Consider the following 20,247-nt stretch of genomic DNA (forward strand, 5'->3'; position numbering starts at 1 on the left):
CTACACCAGCATCGAATACCTGACAGGCTCCCTGCCTGAATCACAGCTCAAGGAAAAGATCGCTGACGCTCACTTCATCGGCATTCGTTCGCGCACCCAACTGACCGAAGAGATCTTCGATCACGCGAAGAAGCTGGTCGCGGTCGGCTGTTTCTGCATCGGCACCAACCAGGTTGACCTGAGTGCTGCCCGCGAGCGCGGTATCGCCGTGTTCAACGCGCCGTACTCCAACACCCGCTCCGTCGCGGAACTGGTGCTGGCCGAAGCGATCCTGCTGCTGCGCGGCATCCCGGAGAAAAACGCTTCCTGCCACCGTGGCGGCTGGATCAAGTCCGAAGACTAATCTTTAGAGATCCTTGTAAATATAGTATGCATTTTCTGTCCGCAGCCAACTCCTTCGAGATCCGTGGCAAGAAACTCGGCATCGTCGGCTACGGCTCGATCGGTACGCAGCTGTCGGTTCTGGCTGAAGGTCTGGGCATGCAGGTGTTCTTCTACGACACCGTGACCAAGCTGCCGCTGGGTAACGCCACTCAGGTCGGCAACCTGCACGAGCTGCTGGGCATGTCCGACATCGTCACCCTGCACGTTCCGGAAACCGCTGCGACCCAGTGGATGATCGGCGAGAAGGAAATCCGCGCCATCAAGAAGGGCGGCATCCTGATCAACGCCGCGCGCGGTACCGTGGTCGAGCTGGACGCCCTGGCGGACGCGATCAAGGACAAGCACCTGATCGGCGCGGCCATCGACGTGTTCCCGGTGGAGCCTCGCTCCAACGACGAAGAGTTCGAAAGCCCGCTGCGTGGCCTGGACAACGTGATCCTCACCCCGCACATCGGTGGTTCGACTGCCGAAGCGCAAGCCAACATCGGTCTGGAAGTGGCAGAAAAACTGGTCAAGTACAGCGACAACGGTACCTCCGTTTCGTCGGTGAACTTCCCGGAAGTGGCCCTGCCGGCTCACCCTGGCAAGCACCGTCTGCTGCACATCCACGAGAACATCCCGGGTGTGATGAGCGAGATCAACAAGGTCTTCGCCGAAAACGGCATCAATATCTCCGGTCAGTTCTTGCAGACCAACGAGAAAGTCGGTTACGTGGTGATCGACGTCGACGCCGAGTACTCGGAGCTGGCGCAAGAGAAGCTGCAACACGTCAACGGCACTATCCGTAGCCGCGTTCTCTTCTAAGAGCAGCTACAAGCCACGAGCTACAAGCGGCAAGTGATGTTCGCTTGTGCTTTCACTTAAAGCTCGTAGCTTGCAACTCGCCGCTGATAAAAAAGGGAGCCCCGAAAGGGCTCCCTTTTTTTATTTGACGTTGACGGTGATTTTCTTCGAGACGATCGGCGGCTCGAACGGCATGTGGCCGCTGTCGCCCAGTTCCAGCTGCAAGGTGTGCTTGCCCGGGGCCAGTTTGATCGTGGCCTCAGTCTGCGCCTTGCCGAAGTGCATGTGATTGGCGTCATTCGGAATCGGTGCGCCCGCCGCCGGCAGTTTATCGACGTCGATCAGCAGGTGATGGTGCCCGGTATTTTTGGTGACGTCACCGGCCGGTGCCAGCGCAACGTCCTTGGTCCCGAACTTGACCTTGAACTCCTGAGAAACCGTGGCCCCGTCTTCGGGAGAAACGATGAACACTTCGGCACCCTTGGGTGCCGGGGTCGCTGCACTGGCCAGTACTGAAACACCCATCAACAGGCCAGCCAAGGCCGCTCGTGACATAAACGTTTTCATTCTCTTCTCCAGTTTTTCCGTAAAATCCGCGCGGTCATGACAACTTCATGACCATTCGTTGTCGAAGGCACTCGACAACCATAGCAAAGCGAGCCTGACTCAGAGCATCGCGATAATGATTTCAAAGGAGTGACCATGCGTTTTCTGCCTGGCCTGATCTGCCTGCTACCCCTTCTGAGCCCCTTGGCTCACGCCGAACTGATTGATGACGTCAACGACCGTGGCGAGTTGCGCATAGCCCTTGAGGCTAATACACCGCCCTTCAATTTCAAGGATGGCGACACGCTCACGGGGTTCGAGGTCGAGCTTGGGCAACTGCTGGCCAACGAGCTGGATGTACGCGCCGACTTCATCGTCACCGACGAAGCCGACCTCCTCCAGGGCGTTGAAAGCGGCAAGTACGACGTTGCGCTCAACCACATAGCACTGACACCTGAACTCAAGGATCGTTTCGACTTCAGCGAGGCTTACGGCAAGGTCGATTCGCAGCTATGGGCGAAGAAAGATGAGCAGCCACGCCCGATGGTGCTGGTACAGGCGCTGAGCGAGGAGAAGCCGAAGGCGACCCCGGTGGAGTTGGCGATTCCGTTTCAGAAGGGCAACCCGGCATTTCAGGCGAGCCTTGCGGGTGCGTTGCAGCGGATCAAGGCGGATGGGCGGTTGGCGGCGTTGTCGCAAAAGTGGTTCACCGAACCCAAATAACACACAAACCCTGTTGGAGTGAGCCTGCTCGCGATAGCGGTCTTTCAGTCACTCATTGATGTGCTTATAGACCGCTATCGCGAGCAGGCTCACTCCTACAGGGGGTCTACTGTGGGCTTTCAGTCGGGTTGGGTCAGGGCCATTGCGGCTTGTGGCAGTTCAAGCTCGCTGAAGACCTGCACCCCATGCCGTTTGAGCAGCGCAGCCGTCACGCCTTCGCCACTGACCCTCACCCCACTGAACGTCCCGTCATAGGTCAGCAAATTCCCGCAGGACGGACTGTTGGCCTTGAGCACCGCCACGCGGATGGCATGTTTCTGCACCAGCGCCAGTGCCTGCCGCGCGCCGTCGAGAAACTGCGCGCTGACATCCTCGCCTTCGGTGGTGATCACCGCCGCCGTGCCATCGAGCACTTCGGCGCCCTGCCCGCCCGGAATTTCCGCTGCGGCACGCGGGGTCGGCAAGCCACCGGCGACTTCCGGACACAGCGGCACCACACGGCCCTCGGCGATCCACTGTTCGAGCAGATCGAACGGCCCGCTGGCTCCGCCGTCGTAACGCACGCGGTGGCCCAACAGGCAGCGGCTGACCAGAATCTTCTGCATATCAGAACGGCTCGTTGCCACGGCGGCGGAACCAGCCGGTCAACGACAGGCGTTCGCGGTTTGCCGGCAGCACTTCATGCGGCACCTCACCGGAGAGGAACACCACCAGACAGCCGCCGGTGGGCTGCACGTCATGGATCCGCTCATCGTCCAGGTACATGCGCAACTGACCGCCGTCTTCCGGTAGCCACGCGTCATTGAGGTAGACCACCGCCGAAACCATGCGCCGGTCATCGTCGCGAAAGCGGTCGACGTGCTTGCGGTAGAAAGCGCCCGGCGGATACAGGGCGAAGTGGCACTCGAAATCCTCGAGCCCGAGGTACAAACCGCGATTGAGCGCCTCGCGCAGGCTGTCCATCAGGTTCAGATAACGGTCGCTGGCCTCGGCCTGGCCCGGGTCGATCCACTGGATGTGGTCGCCACGAATGCCCTCGCGAATCTCCGAAAACGGCCCACGACCCACCGCCGCCGGCGCCAGTTCGCCCTCGGCCTCACGTTTGCGGCACTCGGCCGCCAGCTCACGGGTCAAACCCGCGGGCAGGAAAATGTTCTGCTGCGACCAGCCGTGTTCGGCCAGGTCGTCGACGATGCGTAACAGCAGCGGGTGTTCGGAGGATATTTGCATGGCGCGCATAGTATGCCGGCGGCAAGAAATCCGACAGAGCCACGCAGCGGCTTGCTACGAATTCTCGACAAGTACCGGCACCGCACGGAGAATAGTCCGCTGCTGACAGGAGTCCCTATGCGCCGTTTGCTTTTTTCACTGTTGATGTTCTGCGTTTTGCCCGCCTGGGCGGACGGCCACGATCAGTTGTACAAGATCGCCGGCTGGCCAGATCAACGTGCGCATTTCAATGATGCCCTGAGTGCCGCGCAGCAGCGCTACCAGAACAACCTGCCACCAGCGGTGTTTCAAGCCCTGGTCAACAACAGCAACCAGCGCTTCGCCCCCCAGGCCATGGACCAGCGTGCCGAAGCGCAGTTGCGCCAGCACCTCGCCGACCCACAACCGGCACTGACGTTCTTTCAATCGCCGCTGGGCAAGAAAATCGTCGCCGCTGAATTACTCGCCACCCGTCGCGATCAACTGGCGAAGAACGCCAAGGGCTTGCCGAAGATGCAGGTCAGCGACAGCCGTTTGTTGATCATCGGCCATCTGGCCCAGGCCCTTCCCGCCCGCGAGGCCGGCGCCGAAGTCAGTCTGGCGATTGCCGGGGTGGCGGCGGACAGCTTGAGTTCGATGATTCCGGGCCTGCTCGGCGGCGGTCAGGCGCAAGGCATGTTGAACGGTCAGCGCCAGCGCCTGATGGACCAGATCGGCGCCGATTTGAACAACACGCTGCTCTACGTTTATCGCGATCTGTCGGATGACGAACTGGAGCAGTTCGCGACCTTCGCCGAGTCCAGCGAGGGCAAGGCGTATTACCAGGCGGCGCTGGCGGCGATTCGGGCGGGGTTGGCGGTGGGGCAAAGTTCCTCGAACCTCAACCAGTGATCTTTGTCGCCTTTCAGACCGCCATCGCTGGCAAGCCAGCTCCCACAAGGATCATCATCGAATACAGAATTTGTGAACGCCGGAAAACCTGTGGGAGCTGGCTTGCCAGCGATGAGGCCAGCAAATCCCCTAGAGATTCCGCCCCCTGATCCGCTTGTTCAGAAACTCGAAATACTCCTCGCGCATCTCCAGCGTTTCATTCGCCAGATGATGCCGCGCCTCCGGCAGCAACAAAATCTGCGGCCGATCAAACTTCCACTTCAGCACCTGCAAATTGTGTTGCCAGTCCACGGTCATGTCCGCTTGCCCCTGAATGATCAGCGGCCGGCGTGGACTTTTCTTCGCATGTTCGACGCGGATGATCCAGCGCGACAGCGCACCGACCCACGCCGTCGGCAAGCGTTTGGGTTGTAACGGATCGGCCTGCAGAAACGGCAGGAAATCCGGGTCGTTGGAGTTCTCGCTAAAGCGCCGGGTGACGCCCCGCACGAAAGGCCTCAGCAGGTAATAGCTGAGCTGCGACCAGCCCCAGGCACGCGGACGCACCAGCGGCGCCAGCAGAATCAACTGACCCTGTGCCGGGCTGTTCTCGCCATGATTGAGCACATGGTCGACGACGATCGCGCCGCCAGTGCTTTGTCCGCACAGGTGCCAGGGTTGCGGCAGGGCAATCGAACTGGCTTCGGCGAACAACGCCTGCAACGTGTCCTGATATTCGGAGAAGTCGCGAATGCTCGCCCGCGGCCCACTCGACAAACCATGCCCCGGCAAATCGCAGGCGATCACCGCAAAATCCTGATCCAGCGCCCACTCGATCACATGCCGATACAGCCCGGTGTGGTCGTAAAAACCGTGCAGCAGAAACAGCGTGCCCTTGACCTTCTCCGGCCACCAGCAATGGCTGACCAGCTCATAACCGTCCACCTCGAACCGGCCCATGCCGCGCCAGACATCGCGCTCGGGAAAGTCGGTTTTATAGAACTGCTGATACGCCTTGGCCTCGTCCGACAACGGCTGCCACTGGGCCAAAGGCTTGAGGCTGGCGCGTAAATGATCGGCATCGAAAGTGTCAGGCATGCGGGTATTCCAAAGCGGTAATCAGACTTTATCGGCCTGCGATATTCATCTGTTGCGGCAAGCATGGCAAGCTAGCCCACCTCTTCGGGAACGAAAACCATGCGCTCGCCCTACCGCACCGCACTGTTTGCCAGCCTGCTCGCGCTTGTGTGTGCCGGGGTGCTGTGGGCGGCGTACGACTGGTTTCAGGGACGCTACCTGCGTGCTTTCAGTCAGCACACCGCGGTGTTTTCCGGGGATCCGTTGCGTCTGCCGGATGAACTGGCCGGCCCCGGCAAAATCCGTCTCGTGCATTTCTGGGACCCGGCCTGCCCGTGCAACGTCGGCAATCAACAGCACCTGACCGAGATGGTCGAGCAGTACGGCGCACGCGGTGTGGAATTCTTCGCCGTGCAAAAGGCTGGCAGCCACGGCCAGTTGCCCGCGACCCTGAGTAACCTGAAAACCATCACCGTGCTGCCCGGCTCCGAGCAGATCCCGGCCAGCCCCGCCGTGGCGATCTGGGACCGCAGCGGCAAACTGGCGTACTTCGGCCCGTACAGCGAAGGGCTGACCTGCAATTCCAGCAACAGTTTTATCGAACCGATCCTCAATGCCCTGACCGAAGATCGCCCGGTCAACGCCACGCACACCCTGGCGGTCGGGTGTTATTGCCCGTGGCCGGTGGTGGCGCAGTAAGGCATTCCGGACTTTTCAAGGACAGCGATGCACGGCACGGAAGGTCTGTGCTAATTGTTTGCAGCCCGACGGGCGGCAATCCCGCATGCACAAGGAGTCACCATGAAACGCGTCTTCACCGTTCTTGCCTTGCTCATCGTTATCCTGCTCATCGCCATCGGCGGTTACGTCTACAGCAAGCAACCGACGCGTCAGGGTCAGGTGGAGCTGCGCAATCTGCAAGGCTCGGTGACCGTGCGCTATGACGATCGCGGGGTGCCGCACATTCGTGCCGAGAATGAAACCGATCTGTATCGCGCCCTCGGCTACGTGCATGCCCAGGACCGACTGTTCCAGATGGAAGCCATGCGCCGCCTGGCCCGCGGCGAGCTGGCCGAAGTGCTGGGGCCGAAGCTGCTCGACACCGACAAACTGTTCCGTAGCCTGCGCATCCGCGAACGCGCCGCCAGTTATGTTGCCAGTCTCGATAAGCAGTCACCGGCGTGGAAGGCCCTGCAAGCCTATCTGGACGGCATCAATCAATATCAGGACAGCCACGCCGCACCGGTCGAGTTCGACGTGCTGGGCATCCCCAAGCGGCCGTTCACCGCCGAAGACAGCATCAGCGTCGCCGGTTACATGGCCTACAGTTTTGCGGCGGCGTTCCGCACCGAGCCATTGCTGACCTACGTGCGCGATCAACTCGGCGCTGATTACCTCAATGTCTTCGACCTCGACTGGCAGCCCAAAGGCGTGCTCGCCAAAGGTCACGCCAACAAGACCCCGGCCCTCGCCGCTGACGACTGGAAAGACCTCAATGCCCTCGCCCGCCTCAGCGAGCAGGCGCTGATTGAAAACGGCCTGCCGCAATTCGAAGGCAGCAACGCCTGGGTGATTGCCGGCAACCGTAGCCAGAGCGGCAAGCCGCTGCTGGCCGGTGATCCGCACATTCGTTTCTCGGTGCCGTCGGTGTGGTACGAGGCGCAACTGTCGGCGCCGGGGTTTGAGTTGTACGGCCATCATCAGGCGCTGGTGCCGTTTGCGTTCCTGGGGCACAACCTGGATTTCGGCTGGAGCCTGACCATGTTCCAGAATGACGATCTGGATCTGATCGCCGAGAAGGTCAACCCGGACAACCCGAATCAGGTCTGGTACCACGGCCAGTGGACCGATCTGGTCAGCACCGAGCAGCAGATCGCGGTGAAGGGCCAGGCACCGGTGACGCTGACCTTGCGCCAGTCGCCCCACGGCCCGATCGTCAACGACGCTCTCGGCACTGCCGCCGGTAAAACGCCGATCGCCATGTGGTGGGCGTTCCTCGAAACGCCGAACCCGATCCTCGAAGGTTTCTACCAGCTCAACCGCGCCGACACTCTGACCAAGGCTCGCGCCGCAGCGGCCAAGGTGCAGGCGCCGGGGCTGAACATCGTCTACGCCAACGCCAAGGGTGACATTGCCTGGTGGGCCTCGGCGCTGTTGCCCAAACGTCCGGCGGGCGTGCGCCCGGAGTTCATTCTCGACGGCAGCGGCAATCAGGCGGACAAGGACGGCTACTACCCGTTCAGCGCCAACCCGCAGGAAGAAAACCCGGCACGCGGCTACATCGTCTCGGCCAACTTCCAGCCGCTGTCGCCCACCGGCATGGAGATTCCCGGTTACTACAACCTCGCCGATCGCGGGCAGCAGCTCAACCGCCAGCTCAGCGACAAGAACGTCAAATGGAACAACGAGGCCAACCAGAAGCTGCAACTGGGCACCACCACCGGTTACGGCCCGCGCACCCTGGCGCCGTTGCTGCCGGTGTTGCGTGAAGTGGTGAGTGATCCGGCACAGCTGAAACTGGTCGAGCAACTGGCGCAGTGGCCGGGCGACTATCCACTGGATTCGGTGAGCGCCACAGTGTTCAACCAGTTCCTCTACGACCTCGCCGATGCGGCGATGCGCGATGAGCTGGGCAACGACTTCTTCGAGACGCTGCTGTCGACCCGGGTGATCGACGCCGCCCTGCCGCGTCTGGCGGCAAACGCCGATTCACCGTGGTGGGACAACCGCAACACGCCGAACAAGGAAACCCGTACCGACATCGTCAAAGCGGCGTGGCAGGCGAGCATGACGCACCTGAAACAGACCCTCGGCGACAACCCGTCAGACTGGCAATGGGGCACGGCGCACACCCTGACCCACGGTCATCCGTTGGGTCAGCAGAAGCCGCTGGACCGCATCGTCAACGTCGGGCCGTTCGCCGCGCCGGGCAGTCACGAAGTGCCGAACAACCTCTCGGCCAAGCTCGGCCCGGCGCCATGGCCGGTGACTTACGGGCCTTCGACGCGGCGCCTGGTGGACTTCGCCGACCCGGCGCACAGCCTGACCATCAACCCGGTCGGCCAGAGTGGCGTGCCGTTCGACAGCCACTATGACGATCAGGCCGAAGAGTACGTCGAGGGGATGTATGTGCAGGCGCACTTCAGCGAGGAAGAGGTGACGGCCAATACTCGCAGCACTTTGAAGCTGTTGCCGGCGCGGGTTGCGCAATAAATTTGTGCTGGCTGGTCTGGCCCCATCGCTGGCAAGCCAGCTCCCACAGGATTTTCAGTGGACACAAATTACGTGAGCACCCGAGAAACCTGTGGGAGCTGGCTTGCCAGCGATGGGGCCCTTAAAAACACAAGAGACCTTCAGAGCATCAACGCAAAATTCAGCCGAAACTGCTGCGGCGTCACGCCCAACCGGCGATTGAACACACTGCGCATGTGCTGCGCATCGCGAAACCCGCACTGATAAGCCACAGTCTTCAGCGGTGCCGTGGTGCTTTCCAGCAGCACTCGCGCCGCATCCACTCGCGCACTTTCGACGAACTCCGCCGGAGTGACCCGGGCCTCGCGGGCGAACACCCGCGAGAAGTTGCGCGCACTCATGTTCGCCGCATTCGCCAGATCGGCAATCGTCAGATCCCCAGTCAGATTGGCCAGCACATACAACTGCACCATCGCCACCGCCGACGTCGGCTCCGCATGCGGTGTGAGGAACGGGCTGAACTGCGATTGCCCGCCCGAGCGCTGGGTGAACACCACCAACCGCTTGGCCACACTCAGCGCCACCTCGGCGCCGTGATCGCGGGCCAGCAGGTACAGCGACAGATCAATCCCGGCAGTGACCCCGGCCGAGGTGTAGAGCGCACCGTCCTCGACGTACAGGCGATCGGCCTCGACCTGAGTCGATGGGCACAACTGCGCGAACGCTTCGGCATCGTTCCAGTGGGTGGTCACCGTGCGCCCTTCGAGCAACCCCGCCCGCGCCAGCATGAACGCGCCGTTGCAGATCGAGCCGAAACGCCGTGCACGCGCGCAGGCCTCGCGCAGCCAAGTGTCGAAAGGCTTGCCGAAATCCATGAATGGCAACTGCGGGCCGCCGGCGACGAGCAACAAGTCATAAGCATCCTGCGCTTCGCTGAAGTGCCGATGGGCGCTGAGATTCAAACCGTTGGAACAGGCCATCGGCCCACGTTCGAGACCGATGACCTCCAGTTGATAGTGTTCCTCGGGCGGCAAAAAGCGGTTGGCCTCGGCGAACACATCCATCGGCCCGCTGACATCCAGCGCCTGCACGCCGGGGAATACCACGATGGCGATGGTTTTGTTCATAAGCTTCCAATGTCCTCAATGCCCTGGCAAACACAAATCCCTGTGGGAGCGGGCTTGCTCGCGAAAGGGCCCTTACATTCAACTTATCTGTTGAATGACACACCGCTTTCGCGAGCAAGCCCGCTCCCACCTGGGCCGTGCCTGCCTTGTTGATTGAGCCAACCCTAGCCAATCCTCGTTCAACAAGCGAGATTGGCACGATTTGCAGGTCGATTGGCAAGGATCGCAGCCATGCGTTGATTGTCCGTTTAGTGCCTCGGGGAACAGACTTTGCCCATCAGCGCCACGACGGCGTTTTCGATGAGGATACCTTCATGAGCACGACCATTGCCGGCATCAAGATCCCCGACAGCGCCCTCGCCCGGGCCACCACCGAGTACATTCGCGACATCGAAACCGATCTGCTCTACCACCACTCGCGCCGGGTGTTTTTGTTCGGCGCATTGAGCGGTGAGCGCCAGCAACTGGCCTACAACCCGGAGCTGCTGTACGTCGGCGCGATGTTCCACGACCTTGGTCTGGTCAAAGGCTATCGCAGTGACGACGAGCGTTTCGAAGTGGACGGCGCCAATGCGGCAGCGGCGTTTCTCAAGCCGTACGGGCTGAGCGATGACGACATCGAGCAGGTCTGGCTGTCGATTGCCCTGCACACCACGCCGGGCGTGCCCAAGCATCTGCGTCCGACCGTGGCGCTGGTGACAGCGGGTGTCGAGATGGATGTGCTGGGCATGGATTACGCGGCGTTCAGCAGCACCCAGCGCGAGGCCGTGGTGCATGCGCATCCACGCGGGGAAGGTTTCAAGGAGTGCATCATCTGTGCATTTGCCGACGGCTTGCGCCATCGTCCGCAAACTACCTTCGGTAACGTGAAGACCGATGTGCTGAAGGATCAGGAGCCGGGGTTCAAGCCGATGAACTTCGTCGATGTCATCCGCCAATCTCCCTGGACTTCCTGAGCTCCAAAAGCAAAAGATCGCAGCCTGCGGCAGCTCCTACAGTGGAATACGATCCCTGTAGGAGCTGCCGCAGGCTGCGATCTTTTTTGCCTGTCAGGCCGCTTCCGGCGCAGGCGCGCGGCGTACGTCCGGTTGCTTCCACGAATCGGCAGCGCCTTCTTCGATGGCTTGCTGGATGGCTTTCTTGCGCGCTTCTTCGGCGCGGCGGCTGAAGAACCACACCAGGAACGTCACCAGCGACACCGCCAGCAGAATCAGACTGGCCACGGCGTTGATCTCAGGCTTCACGCCCAGCCGCACCGCCGAGAACACTTCCATCGGCAGGGTGGTCGAACCCGGGCCGGAAACGAAGCTTGCCAGCACCAGGTCGTCCAGCGACAGGGCGAACGACATCATGCCGCCCGCTGCCAAGGACGGAGCGATCATCGGGATGGTGATCAGGAAGAACACCTTCCACGGCCGCGCCCCCAGATCCATCGCCGCCTCTTCGATCGACAGGTCCAGCTCACGCAGACGCGCCGACACCACCACCGCCACGTACGCCGCACAGAACGTCGTGTGGGCGATCCAGATGGTGACGATGCCACGTTCCTGCGGCCAGCCGATCATCTGCGCCATGGCCACGAACAACAGCAACAGCGACAGACCGGTGATCACTTCCGGCATCACCAGCGGCGCGGTGACCAGGCCACCGAACAGCGTACGGCCCTTGAAGTGGGTGATGCGGGTCAGCACGAAGGCTGCCAGCGTACCCAGCGCCACCGCCGCCACGGCGGTGTAGCAGGCGATTTCCAGCGAACGCACCACCGAGCCCATCAGTTGTGTGTTGTCGAGCAGGCCGACGTACCATTTGATCGACCAGCCGCCCCACACCGTCACCAGTTTCGAGGCGTTGAACGAGTAGATCACCAGGATCAGCATCGGCGCGTAGATGAACAACAGACCCAGTACCAGCATCAGGCTGGAGAAACGGAAGTTCTTCATTCTTTGCCCTCCATTTCCTTGGCCTGACTGCGGTTGAACAGGATGATCGGCACAATCAGGATCGCCAGCATCACCACCGCCAGGGCGGACGCCACCGGCCAGTCACGGTTATTGAAGAACTCTTGCCAGAGCACTTTACCGATCATCAGGGTTTCCGGGCCGCCGAGCAGTTCCGGGATCACGAACTCACCGACCACCGGGATGAACACCAGCATGCAGCCGGCGATGATCCCGTTCTTGGACAGTGGAATAGTGATTTTCCAGAAGCTGTTGAAGGTGCTCGAACCGAGGTCGGAAGCGGCTTCCAGCAGGCTGTGATCGTGCTTCACCAGGTTGGCGTACAACGGCAGGATCATGAACGGCAGGTACGAGTAAACCACGCCGATATACACCGCCAGGTTGGTGTTGAGGATCTGCAGCGGCTCGTCGATCAAGCCCATGCTCATCAGGAAACCGTTGAGCAGACCGTTGTTGCTGAGGATGCCCATCCACGCGTAAACGCGGATCAGGATCGCGGTCCAGGTCGGCATCATGATCAGCAGCACCAGCACCGTCTGCAGCTCTTTACGGGCGCTGGCGATGGCGTAGGCCATCGGGTAGCCGATCAGCAGGCACAGCAGCGTGCTGAAGAAGGCCATCTTCAGCGAGCCGAGGTAGGCGGCGATGTACAACTCGTCGTCGCCGAGCATCGCGTAGTTGCCGAGGTTCAGCAGCAGTTGCAGCTTCTGCTCGGCGAAGGTGTAGATCTCGGTGTACGGCGGGATGGCCACGTCGGCTTCGGCGAAGCTGATCTTCAGGACGATGAAGAACGGCAGCATGAAGAACAGAAACAGCCAGATGAACGGAACCCCGATGACCAGTTGCCGGCCATTGGGAATTATTCGGTTGAGCCGTCGTTTGAACTTGCGCATGTTCATGAGCGAAGTACCACGCCGCTGTCGTCTTCCCACCACACGTAAACCTGATCGCCCCAGGTCGGACGCTGGCCGCGACGTTCGGCGTTGGCGACGAACGACTGCACCAGTTTGCCGCTCGGCAATTCGACGTAGAACACCGAGTGACCGCCGAGGTAGGCGATGTCATGCACCTTGCCGCTCGACCAGTTGTATTCGCAGGTCGGCATTTCGGCGGTGACCAGCAGCTTCTCCGGACGAATCGCGTAGGTCACCGACTTGTCTTGCACCGAGGTGCTGATGCCGTGGCCGACGTAGATCTGCCGGTCGAGGTCCTTGCAGGTGATGGTCGCGTGGCCTTCGGCGTCGTCGATCACTTCGCCTTCGAAGATGTTCACGTTGCCGATGAATTCGCAGACCAGACGGCTGGTCGGGGTTTCGTAGATGTCGATCGGGCTGCCGATCTGGGCGATCCAGCCCAGGTGCATGATCGCGATGCGCTCGGCCATGGTCATGGCCTCTTCCTGGTCGTGAGTCACCATCACGCAGGTCACGCCGACGCGCTCGATGATCTCCACCAGCTCCAGTTGCATCTGCGAACGCAGTTTCTTGTCCAGTGCGCCCATCGGCTCGTCGAGCAGCAGCAGCTTCGGCCGCTTGGCCAGCGAGCGTGCCAGGGCCACACGCTGACGCTGACCGCCGGACAGTTGATGCGGCTTGCGCTTGGCGTACTGGCTCATCTGCACCAGTTTGAGCATTTCGGCCACACGGGCGTCGATCTCGGCGTTGGGGATCTTGTCCTGCTTGAGACCGAAGGCGATGTTCTGCGCCACGGTCATGTGCGGGAACAAGGCGTACGACTGGAACATCATGTTGATCGGTCGCTCGTACGGCGGCATGTCGGTGATGTCGACGCCGTCGAGGAAAATGCGCCCCTCCGTGGGCCGTTCGAACCCTGCCAGCATCCGCAGCAGCGTGGATTTGCCCGATCCCGAACCGCCGAGCAGGGCAAAGATCTCGCCCTTCTTGATTTCCAGGGACACATCGTCCACGGCAATCGTCTCGTCGAACTTCTTCGTGACCCGGTCGATTTTGACCAACACCTGTTTAGGTGTCTGGTCGCCCTCGAGGGCTTTCTTATAGGCGCCGGAGGCAACTGCCATTTACGAAACTCCCAGAAAAAAACAGTGCAGTTCGCCCCATGCGGACGAACCCAGGATAGTTTGTGCCTTACTTGCCCGACTTGACCTTGGTCCAGCTACGGGTCATCAAACGCTGAATATTGGGTGGCAACTCGACCGACACGTAAGTCTTGTCGAGGACTGCTTGCGGTGGATAAACCGCTTCATCGGTGCGGATGGACTGTTCCATCAGCTTGTCCGACCCGGGGTTAGGGTTGGCGTAACCGACGTAATCACTGACCTGGGCGATCACCTCAGGTTTCAGCAAATAGTTGATGAAGGCGTGCGCCTCTTTGACGTTGGACGAGTCCTTCGGAATCGCCAGCATGTCGAACCACAGCGCGCCGCCTTCTTTCGGGATCGAGTAGGCGATGTTCACGCCCTTCTTGGCTTCTTCGGCGCGGTGCTTGGCCTGGAAGATATCGCCGGAGAAACCGATGGCTACGCAGATGTCACCGTTGGCCAGATCACCGATGTATTTCGACGAGTGGAAGTAGGTCACGTAGGGACGCACGGCCAGCAGTTTGTCGGTGGCCTTGGCGTAGTCCTTCGGATTGGTGCTGTTGGCGTTCAGGCCCATGTAGTTGAGCACGGTCGGCATCATTTCATCCGCCGAGTCGAGGAACGCGACGCCACAGCTGTGCAGCTTCTTGATGTTCTCCGGCTCGAACAGCACGCTCCAGGAGTCGATCTTGTCGATGCCGAGCACCGCTTTGACTTTCTCGACGTTGTAGCCGATGCCGTTGGTGCCCCACAGATACGGCACGGCGTACTGGTTGCCCGGGTCGTTCTGCTCCAGGCGCTTGAGCAGCACCGGATCGAGATTCGCATAGTTCGGCAGCTGCGACCTGTCGAGCTTCTGGAACGCGCCCGCCTTGATCTGCTTGCCGAGGAAGTGGTTCGACGGCACGACCACGTCGTAACCGGTGCGGCCGGCCAGCAGCTTGCCTTCCAGGGTTTCGTTGGAGTCGAACACGTCGTACACCGGTTTGATCCCGGTGGCTTTCTCGAAGTCGGCCAGGGTGGTCTCGCCGATGTAATCCGACCAGTTATAAATATGCACCGTACCGGCGGCCTGGGCTCCGACAGCGATCGTCAGGCCGGCAGTGGCCAGCAGAGCTTTGCGCAAAGAAGAAAAAATAGGCAAGTGGAGGTCCTCTAAATTAGTTGGGCCCAAGTTGCCCCGCGTTACATGACAGCCATGGCTGCCCGGCAACCAAACCGGCGCGCAACTTACCCTCGAAAAACCGTTCCTGCAAAACTTCCTGTCATTTAATTGATCCGCTGGCCGCCGTCGCGGCGACGACGGCCAGTGGTTGCTGCTTCAAACCGGCTTATTTACCGGATTTGATCTTGGTCCAGCTGCGGGTCAGTTCACGCTGGGTAGCGGCCGGCAAATCGGCGATCGCATACAGCTTGGCCTGCACGTCGGCTGGCGGGTAGATGCCTGGATCGGAGGTGATGTCCTTGTTCACGTACTGGGTCGCTTCGGCGTTACCGTTAGGGAAGCGCACGGCGTTGGTGATCTCGGCCATCACTTTCGGTTGCAGCAGGTAGTTCATGAACTTGTAGGCGCCGTCGATGTTTTCCGCATCTTTCGGAATCGCGACCATGTCATAGAAGCTGCCGGCACCTTCCTTCGGAATGGCGTAGCTGACTTTGACCTTGTCACCGGCCTCGGCAGCACGGGACTTGGCCTGCTGCACGTCACCCGAGTACCCGACCGCTACGCAGATGTTGCCGTTGGCCAGGTCCGAGATGTACTTGGAGGAGTGGAAGTAGGTGATCGAAGGACGAATCTTGAGGAACAGTTCCTCGGCTTTCTTGATGTCTTCTTTCTTCTGGCTGTCGGTTGGCAGGCCCAGGTAGTGCAACGCGACCGGAAGCATTTCGGTCGGCGAATCGAGGAAGCTCACACCGCAGCTCTTGAGCTTGGCGATGTTCTCTGGCTTGAGCAGCGTGTCCCAGGAGTCGATGGTGTCGACGCCCAGCGCGGCCTTGACCTTCTCCGGGTTGTAGCCGATGCCGATCGAGCCCCACATGTACGGGAAGGCGTGCTTGTTGTCCGGGTCACTGACCGACACCGCCTTGAGCAGCGACTTGTTCAGGTTGCCGTAGTTGGACAGCTTGGACTTGTCCAGTTCCTGATAAACGCCAGCCTTGATCTGCTTGGCCAAGAAGTTGTTCGACGGTACGACCACGTCGTAACCGGACTTGCCCGCGAGCAATTTGGCTTCCAGGGTTTCGTTGCTGTCGAATACGTCGTAGACGACCTTGATCCCCGACTCTTTCTCGAAGTTGGCGATGGTGTCCGGAGCGATGTAGTCAGACCAGTTGTAGACGTGCAGTACCTTGTCGTCCGCGTGCACCGCGCCCGCCATCATGCCCGCAACGGACAAAGCGAGGAGAGTCTTGCCAGCAAGCTTTTTACCTAATGCCTTCATGCGTCATGCTCCAAATTTTTCTTTTTTGAACCACTTTGTTCAGCGGCCGAACCCCGACAACTGGAACCGCGGCTAGTCTGGCAAGATACGAGGCGGTCTTTCAAGAAAAGGCCAACCTTTCTGACACCTTCGAGCGAGAACGCCGCAGCTCCCCCGCTCGAAGCCTAGCACTCAGGCTTGCAATGCACTGAGGGTCAAGTCCAGACACTTGCGTGCCTTTGTAACCAGCTCATCGATCTCCGCCTTGCTGATCACCAGCGGCGGCGCAATGATCATGGTGTCGCCCACGGCGCGCATGATCAGGCCGTTATCGAAGCAGAACTGTCGGCAGATCATGCCCACGCCCCGGCCTTCGTAACGCTTGCGAGTGGCCTTGTCCTGCACCAGCTCGATCGCCCCCAGCAAACCGACGCCGCGCACTTCACCCACCAACGGGTGATCGTTGAGTTCGCGCAGACGTTTCTGCAAATACGGTGCCGTTTCGTTGTGCGCGTTCTCGATAATTTTCTCGTCGCGCAGAATCCGGATGTTTTCCAGACCCACCGCCGCCGCCACCGGGTGCCCGGAGTAGGTAAAGCCGTGGTTGAAATCGCCGCCTTCGTTGAGCACCTTCACCACGTCGTCACGGACGATCAGGCCACCCATCGGGATGTAGCCGGAGGTCAGGCCTTTGGCGATGGTCATCATGTCCGGTTTCAGGTCGTAGAAATCCGAACCGAACCATTGGCCAGTCCGACCGAAACCGCAGATCACTTCGTCGGCGACGAAGAGGATGTCGTACTTGGCGAGGATTTCCTTGATGCGCGGCCAATAGGTGTCTGGCGGAATGATCACGCCACCGGCGCCCTGGATCGGCTCGGCAATGAACGCACCGACGTTATCCACGCCGACCTCGAGAATCTTCTCTTCCAGTTGATTGGCCGCCCAGATGCCGAACTCTTCCGGCGACATGTCGCCACCCTCGGCGAACCAGTACGGCTGCGCGATATGGACGATGCCCGGAATCGGCAAGTCGCCCTGCTCGTGCATATAGGTCATGCCACCCAGGCTCGCGCCGGCCACGGTGGAACCGTGATAACCGTTCTTGCGGCTGATGATGACTTTCTTGTTCGGCTGGCCCTTGATCGCCCAGTAGTGGCGAACCATGCGCAGCATGGTGTCGTTGCCTTCGGAGCCGGAACCGGTGAAGAACACGTGGTTCATGCCTTCCGGCGCCACGTCGGCGATGGCCTTGGCCAGCTCCAGTGCCGGCGGGTGCGCGGTCTGGAAGAACAGGTTGTAGTAAGGCAGTTCGCGCATCTGCTTGGCGGCGGCGTCAGCCAGCTCATCGCGGCCATAACCGATCGCCACGCACCACAGACCCGCCATGCCATCGAGGATCTTGTTGCCCTCGCTGTCCCACAGGTACACGCCCTTGGCGTTGGTGATGATCCGTGGACCCTTCTCTTTCAGCTGCTTGAAATCGCTGAACGGGGCCAGGTGGTGATCGCTGCTGAGGGCTTGCCACTCACGGGTTTGCGGGTTGTTGCTGGTCATGCCAATTCTCCTTGTTATCGGTGAAGGCGCGGCTGCTGCCAGCCGCGCCCGGCGTATCAGACGGCGAAGAGCAGGTACTCACGCTCCCAGGAACTGATCACGCGCTTGAAGTTTTCATGCTCGGCCCGCTTGACCGCGACGTAGCCGGTAATGAAGGTCTTGCCCAGGTATTTCTCGATGGTCGCGCTGTTCTCCATACGCTCCAGCGCATCTTCGATGGTCAGCGGCAGGCGCAGGTTGCGGCGTTCATAGCCACGGCCGACCACTGGCGCGCTCGGGTTCAGCCCCTCGACCATGCCGATGTAGCCGCAGAGCAGGCTCGCGGCAATCGCCAGGTACGGGTTGGCGTCGGCGCCCGGCAGGCGGTTTTCCACGCGGCGGTTCTGCGGGCCGGCATCCGGTACGCGCAGGCCCACGGTGCGGTTCTCTTCACCCCACTCCACGTTCACCGGCGCCGAGGTGTCCGGCAGGAAGCGGCGGAACGAGTTGACGTTCGGCGCGAACAGCGGCAGCAATTCCGGAATCAGTTTCTGCAGGCCACCGATGTGGTGCAGGAACAGCTGGCTCATGGTCCCGTCTTCATTGGAGAACACGTTCTTGCCGGTCTCGATGTCGATGATGCTCTGGTGCAAGTGCATCGCACTGCCCGGCTCGCCGGTCATCGGCTTGGCCATGAAGGTCGCGGCCACGTCGTGCTTGAGCGCGGCTTCGCGCATGGTGCGTTTGAACACCAGGATCTGGTCGGCCAGCGACAGTGCATCGCCGTGACGGAAGTTGATTTCCATCTGCGCCGTGCCGTCTTCGTGGATCAGCGTGTCGAGGTCCAGCTCCTGCAGTTCGCACCAGTCATAGACGTCCTCGAACAGCGGGTCGAATTCGTTCGCCGCTTCGATCGAGAACGACTGACGCCCGATTTCCGGACGGCCCGAGCGGCCGATCGGCGGCTGCAACGGATAGTCGGGGTCGTCACTGCGCTTGGTCAGGTAGAACTCCATTTCCGGCGCCACGATCGGCTGCCAGCCCTTGTCGGAATAGAGTTTGAGGACTTTCTTGAGGACGTTGCGCGGCGACAGCTCGATCGGGTTGCCTTGCTTGTCGTAGGTGTCGTGGATCACCTGGGCGGTCGGCTCGATGGCCCATGGCACCAGGTACACGGCGTTCTGGTCGGGACGGCAGATCATGTCGATGTCGGCCGGGTCGAGCAGTTCGTAATAGATGTCGTCTTCGACGTAGTCGCCGGTCACGGTCTGCAACAGAACGCTTTCTGGCAGGCGCATGCCCTTCTCGGCGATGAACTTGTTGGTCGGCGAGATCTTGCCTCGGGTGATACCGGTCAAGTCGCCGATCATGCATTCGACTTCTGTGATCTTGTGGTCTTTCAACCAATCGGTGAGCTGGTCGAGGTTGTTACTCATAAATGCCTCTGGGCTGAGTCTCCTGACATCGTGTCAGGCAAAGTTTGACGCCGTGGCGTCGCGTTAAAGGGGGCTTGCTTGCGCGCAGTACCGGCTTACGCCCGGCACCGCGCATAGACAATGAAAGAGGAGCTTACCTGCCCTTTACGCTGGCGTTGCATTTCCTGTGCACATTCAAGGCGTGCAGAATCGTGAGCACGGCTCGGTGAGCGGCACAGGCTTTGGGACTCAAAGGGATCTATATTGGAGGGAGACGCCATAAACAGGATGCTGTTCCGTGCGTCCAGAATATCGGACGTTGCCGTTTGGCCTGATGCGCACGAGAACCGCGTCGACCTGCCGCGAGCCATGCTGGCTGCGTTACGGACGGATTTGTCGCCACTGATGTGATGAGCATGCAGACCGGACTGTTGCGAGCAGTCGGTGATGCCGATTAACGGCAGGCGAGACATGAAGCACCCCGGTATTATTGCTGTTATGGGTTTGGTCGGAGCTTAGCCTTGTTCATTTTTTTACACAACACCCCCGTAAAAAATACAACACGGCCTGCTCAAGCCCGCGGGTGCCCAGTGTTTCAAGGACAAAAAACCGCCCCAAAGTGCCCCATAAATGCCCTTGCAGCGCTTTTTTAGGGCAAAAAAGGCCTCGCTTGACTTCGGCAGGCCGTTCGGGTTGACTGAAACCAGAAAAGATCAATGATTGATATTTTTAACAACAAAGGTGTTGCATCATGTCGGTACCCCCGCGTGCCGTTCAGCTTAACGAAGCGAACGCGTTCCTTAAGGAACATCCTGAGGTTCTGTACGTTGACCTTCTGATTGCGGATATGAATGTTGTGGTGCGCGGCAAGCGCAACTAACGCACCATCCTCCACAAGGTTTACGAGAAAGGCATCAACCTGCCGGCCTCTCTATTTGCTCTGGATAT

At 60.4% G+C, this 20,247-nt stretch carries 17 protein-coding genes and 2 pseudogenes; 7 read left to right on the top strand and 12 right to left on the bottom strand.

Annotated features, from left to right (window positions below):
- Positions 1-1,188 (top strand): annotated as a pseudogene (serA, locus tag ACIOUG_RS24400) (phosphoglycerate dehydrogenase); the annotation flags it as partial.
- A gap of 120 nt (positions 1,189-1,308) precedes the next feature.
- Here the strand turns inward: serA and ACIOUG_RS24405 are convergent.
- Complete coding sequence (locus tag ACIOUG_RS24405; RefSeq protein ID WP_401069338.1) at positions 1,309-1,734, bottom strand: DUF4399 domain-containing protein; 426 nt, start codon at positions 1,732-1,734, stop codon at positions 1,309-1,311.
- A 135-nt stretch (positions 1,735-1,869) separates the two neighbouring features.
- Here ACIOUG_RS24405 and ACIOUG_RS24410 point away from each other — a divergent pair, with 135 nt between their 5' ends.
- Positions 1,870-2,436, top strand: coding sequence for a transporter substrate-binding domain-containing protein (locus ACIOUG_RS24410; RefSeq protein WP_401069341.1), 567 nt, complete (start codon positions 1,870-1,872; stop codon positions 2,434-2,436).
- 119 nt (positions 2,437-2,555) lie between these two features.
- On the opposite strand, the gene ACIOUG_RS24415 is transcribed toward ACIOUG_RS24410, so the two are convergent.
- Entirely contained in the window at positions 2,556-3,041 is a 486-nt protein-coding gene (locus tag ACIOUG_RS24415) for a DUF523 domain-containing protein (RefSeq protein WP_401069344.1), read from the bottom strand.
- 1 nt (position 3,042) lies between these two features.
- Positions 3,043-3,675, bottom strand: a complete 633-nt coding sequence (locus tag ACIOUG_RS24420; protein ID WP_401069347.1) for a 2OG-Fe(II) oxygenase — start codon at positions 3,673-3,675, stop codon at positions 3,043-3,045.
- 108 nt (positions 3,676-3,783) lie between these two features.
- Between ACIOUG_RS24420 and ACIOUG_RS24425 the strand changes: the two genes are divergently transcribed.
- Positions 3,784-4,536, top strand: coding sequence for a DUF2059 domain-containing protein (locus ACIOUG_RS24425; protein WP_401069350.1), 753 nt, complete (start codon positions 3,784-3,786; stop codon positions 4,534-4,536).
- A gap of 129 nt (positions 4,537-4,665) precedes the next feature.
- On the opposite strand, the gene ACIOUG_RS24430 is transcribed toward ACIOUG_RS24425, so the two are convergent.
- A complete protein-coding gene (locus ACIOUG_RS24430) occupies positions 4,666-5,613 on the bottom strand; it encodes an alpha/beta hydrolase (protein ID WP_400509831.1) in 948 nt (315 codons plus the stop codon).
- Positions 5,614-5,712: 99 nt separating this feature from the next.
- On the opposite strand from ACIOUG_RS24430, the gene ACIOUG_RS24435 reads away from it, so the two are divergent.
- Together ACIOUG_RS24435 and ACIOUG_RS24440 are read left to right on the top strand one after the other, a co-directional pair.
- Positions 5,713-6,291 (top strand): DUF6436 domain-containing protein, encoded by a 579-nt coding sequence (locus tag ACIOUG_RS24435; protein WP_401069353.1) that lies wholly within the window; start codon positions 5,713-5,715, stop codon positions 6,289-6,291.
- 102 nt (positions 6,292-6,393) lie between these two features.
- The gene (locus ACIOUG_RS24440) at positions 6,394-8,805 is read left to right on the top strand and encodes a penicillin acylase family protein (RefSeq protein ID WP_401069356.1); all 2,412 of its coding nucleotides are present in this window, start codon (positions 6,394-6,396) and stop codon (positions 8,803-8,805) included.
- A gap of 140 nt (positions 8,806-8,945) precedes the next feature.
- Here ACIOUG_RS24440 and ACIOUG_RS24445 read toward each other — a convergent pair whose 3' ends face one another.
- Positions 8,946-9,911: a GlxA family transcriptional regulator gene (locus ACIOUG_RS24445; RefSeq protein ID WP_401069359.1), complete on the bottom strand. Its 966-nt coding sequence runs from the start codon at positions 9,909-9,911 to the stop codon at positions 8,946-8,948.
- 314 nt (positions 9,912-10,225) lie between these two features.
- On the opposite strand from ACIOUG_RS24445, the gene ACIOUG_RS24450 reads away from it, so the two are divergent.
- A complete protein-coding gene (locus tag ACIOUG_RS24450) occupies positions 10,226-10,867 on the top strand; it encodes an HD domain-containing protein (RefSeq protein ID WP_401069362.1) in 642 nt (213 codons plus the stop codon).
- A gap of 93 nt (positions 10,868-10,960) precedes the next feature.
- Here ACIOUG_RS24450 and ACIOUG_RS24455 read toward each other — a convergent pair whose 3' ends face one another.
- The 7 genes from ACIOUG_RS24455 to ACIOUG_RS24485 form a co-directional block, all read right to left on the bottom strand.
- Positions 10,961-11,851 carry an ABC transporter permease subunit gene (locus ACIOUG_RS24455; protein WP_064589709.1) on the bottom strand — a complete coding sequence of 297 codons (891 nt, stop codon included), beginning with the start codon at positions 11,849-11,851 and terminating at the stop codon, positions 10,961-10,963.
- Positions 11,848-12,729, bottom strand: a complete 882-nt coding sequence (locus ACIOUG_RS24460; RefSeq protein WP_262141165.1) for an ABC transporter permease subunit — start codon at positions 12,727-12,729, stop codon at positions 11,848-11,850. The genes ACIOUG_RS24455 and ACIOUG_RS24460 overlap by 4 nt, the downstream gene beginning before the upstream one ends.
- Before the next feature lie 35 nt (positions 12,730-12,764).
- The gene (locus ACIOUG_RS24465) at positions 12,765-13,907 is read right to left on the bottom strand and encodes an ABC transporter ATP-binding protein (RefSeq protein WP_003229245.1); all 1,143 of its coding nucleotides are present in this window, start codon (positions 13,905-13,907) and stop codon (positions 12,765-12,767) included.
- Between the two features lie 67 nt (positions 13,908-13,974).
- The gene (locus ACIOUG_RS24470) at positions 13,975-15,072 is read right to left on the bottom strand and encodes a polyamine ABC transporter substrate-binding protein (RefSeq protein ID WP_103485651.1); all 1,098 of its coding nucleotides are present in this window, start codon (positions 15,070-15,072) and stop codon (positions 13,975-13,977) included.
- Between the two features lie 187 nt (positions 15,073-15,259).
- Entirely contained in the window at positions 15,260-16,369 is a 1,110-nt protein-coding gene (locus ACIOUG_RS24475; RefSeq protein WP_202369119.1) for a polyamine ABC transporter substrate-binding protein, read from the bottom strand.
- Positions 16,370-16,540: 171 nt separating this feature from the next.
- The gene (locus ACIOUG_RS24480) at positions 16,541-17,905 is read right to left on the bottom strand and encodes an aspartate aminotransferase family protein (RefSeq protein ID WP_401069367.1); all 1,365 of its coding nucleotides are present in this window, start codon (positions 17,903-17,905) and stop codon (positions 16,541-16,543) included.
- 56 nt (positions 17,906-17,961) lie between these two features.
- Complete coding sequence (locus ACIOUG_RS24485) at positions 17,962-19,320, bottom strand: glutamine synthetase family protein (RefSeq protein WP_003229252.1); 1,359 nt, start codon at positions 19,318-19,320, stop codon at positions 17,962-17,964.
- 730 nt (positions 19,321-20,050) lie between these two features.
- On the opposite strand from ACIOUG_RS24485, the pseudogene ACIOUG_RS24490 reads away from it, so the two are divergent.
- Positions 20,051-20,247 (top strand): annotated as a pseudogene (locus ACIOUG_RS24490) (glutamine synthetase); the annotation flags it as partial.

The organism is Pseudomonas sp. NPDC087803, from assembly GCF_044742995.1.
Taxonomy (GTDB): domain Bacteria; phylum Pseudomonadota; class Gammaproteobacteria; order Pseudomonadales; family Pseudomonadaceae; genus Aquipseudomonas.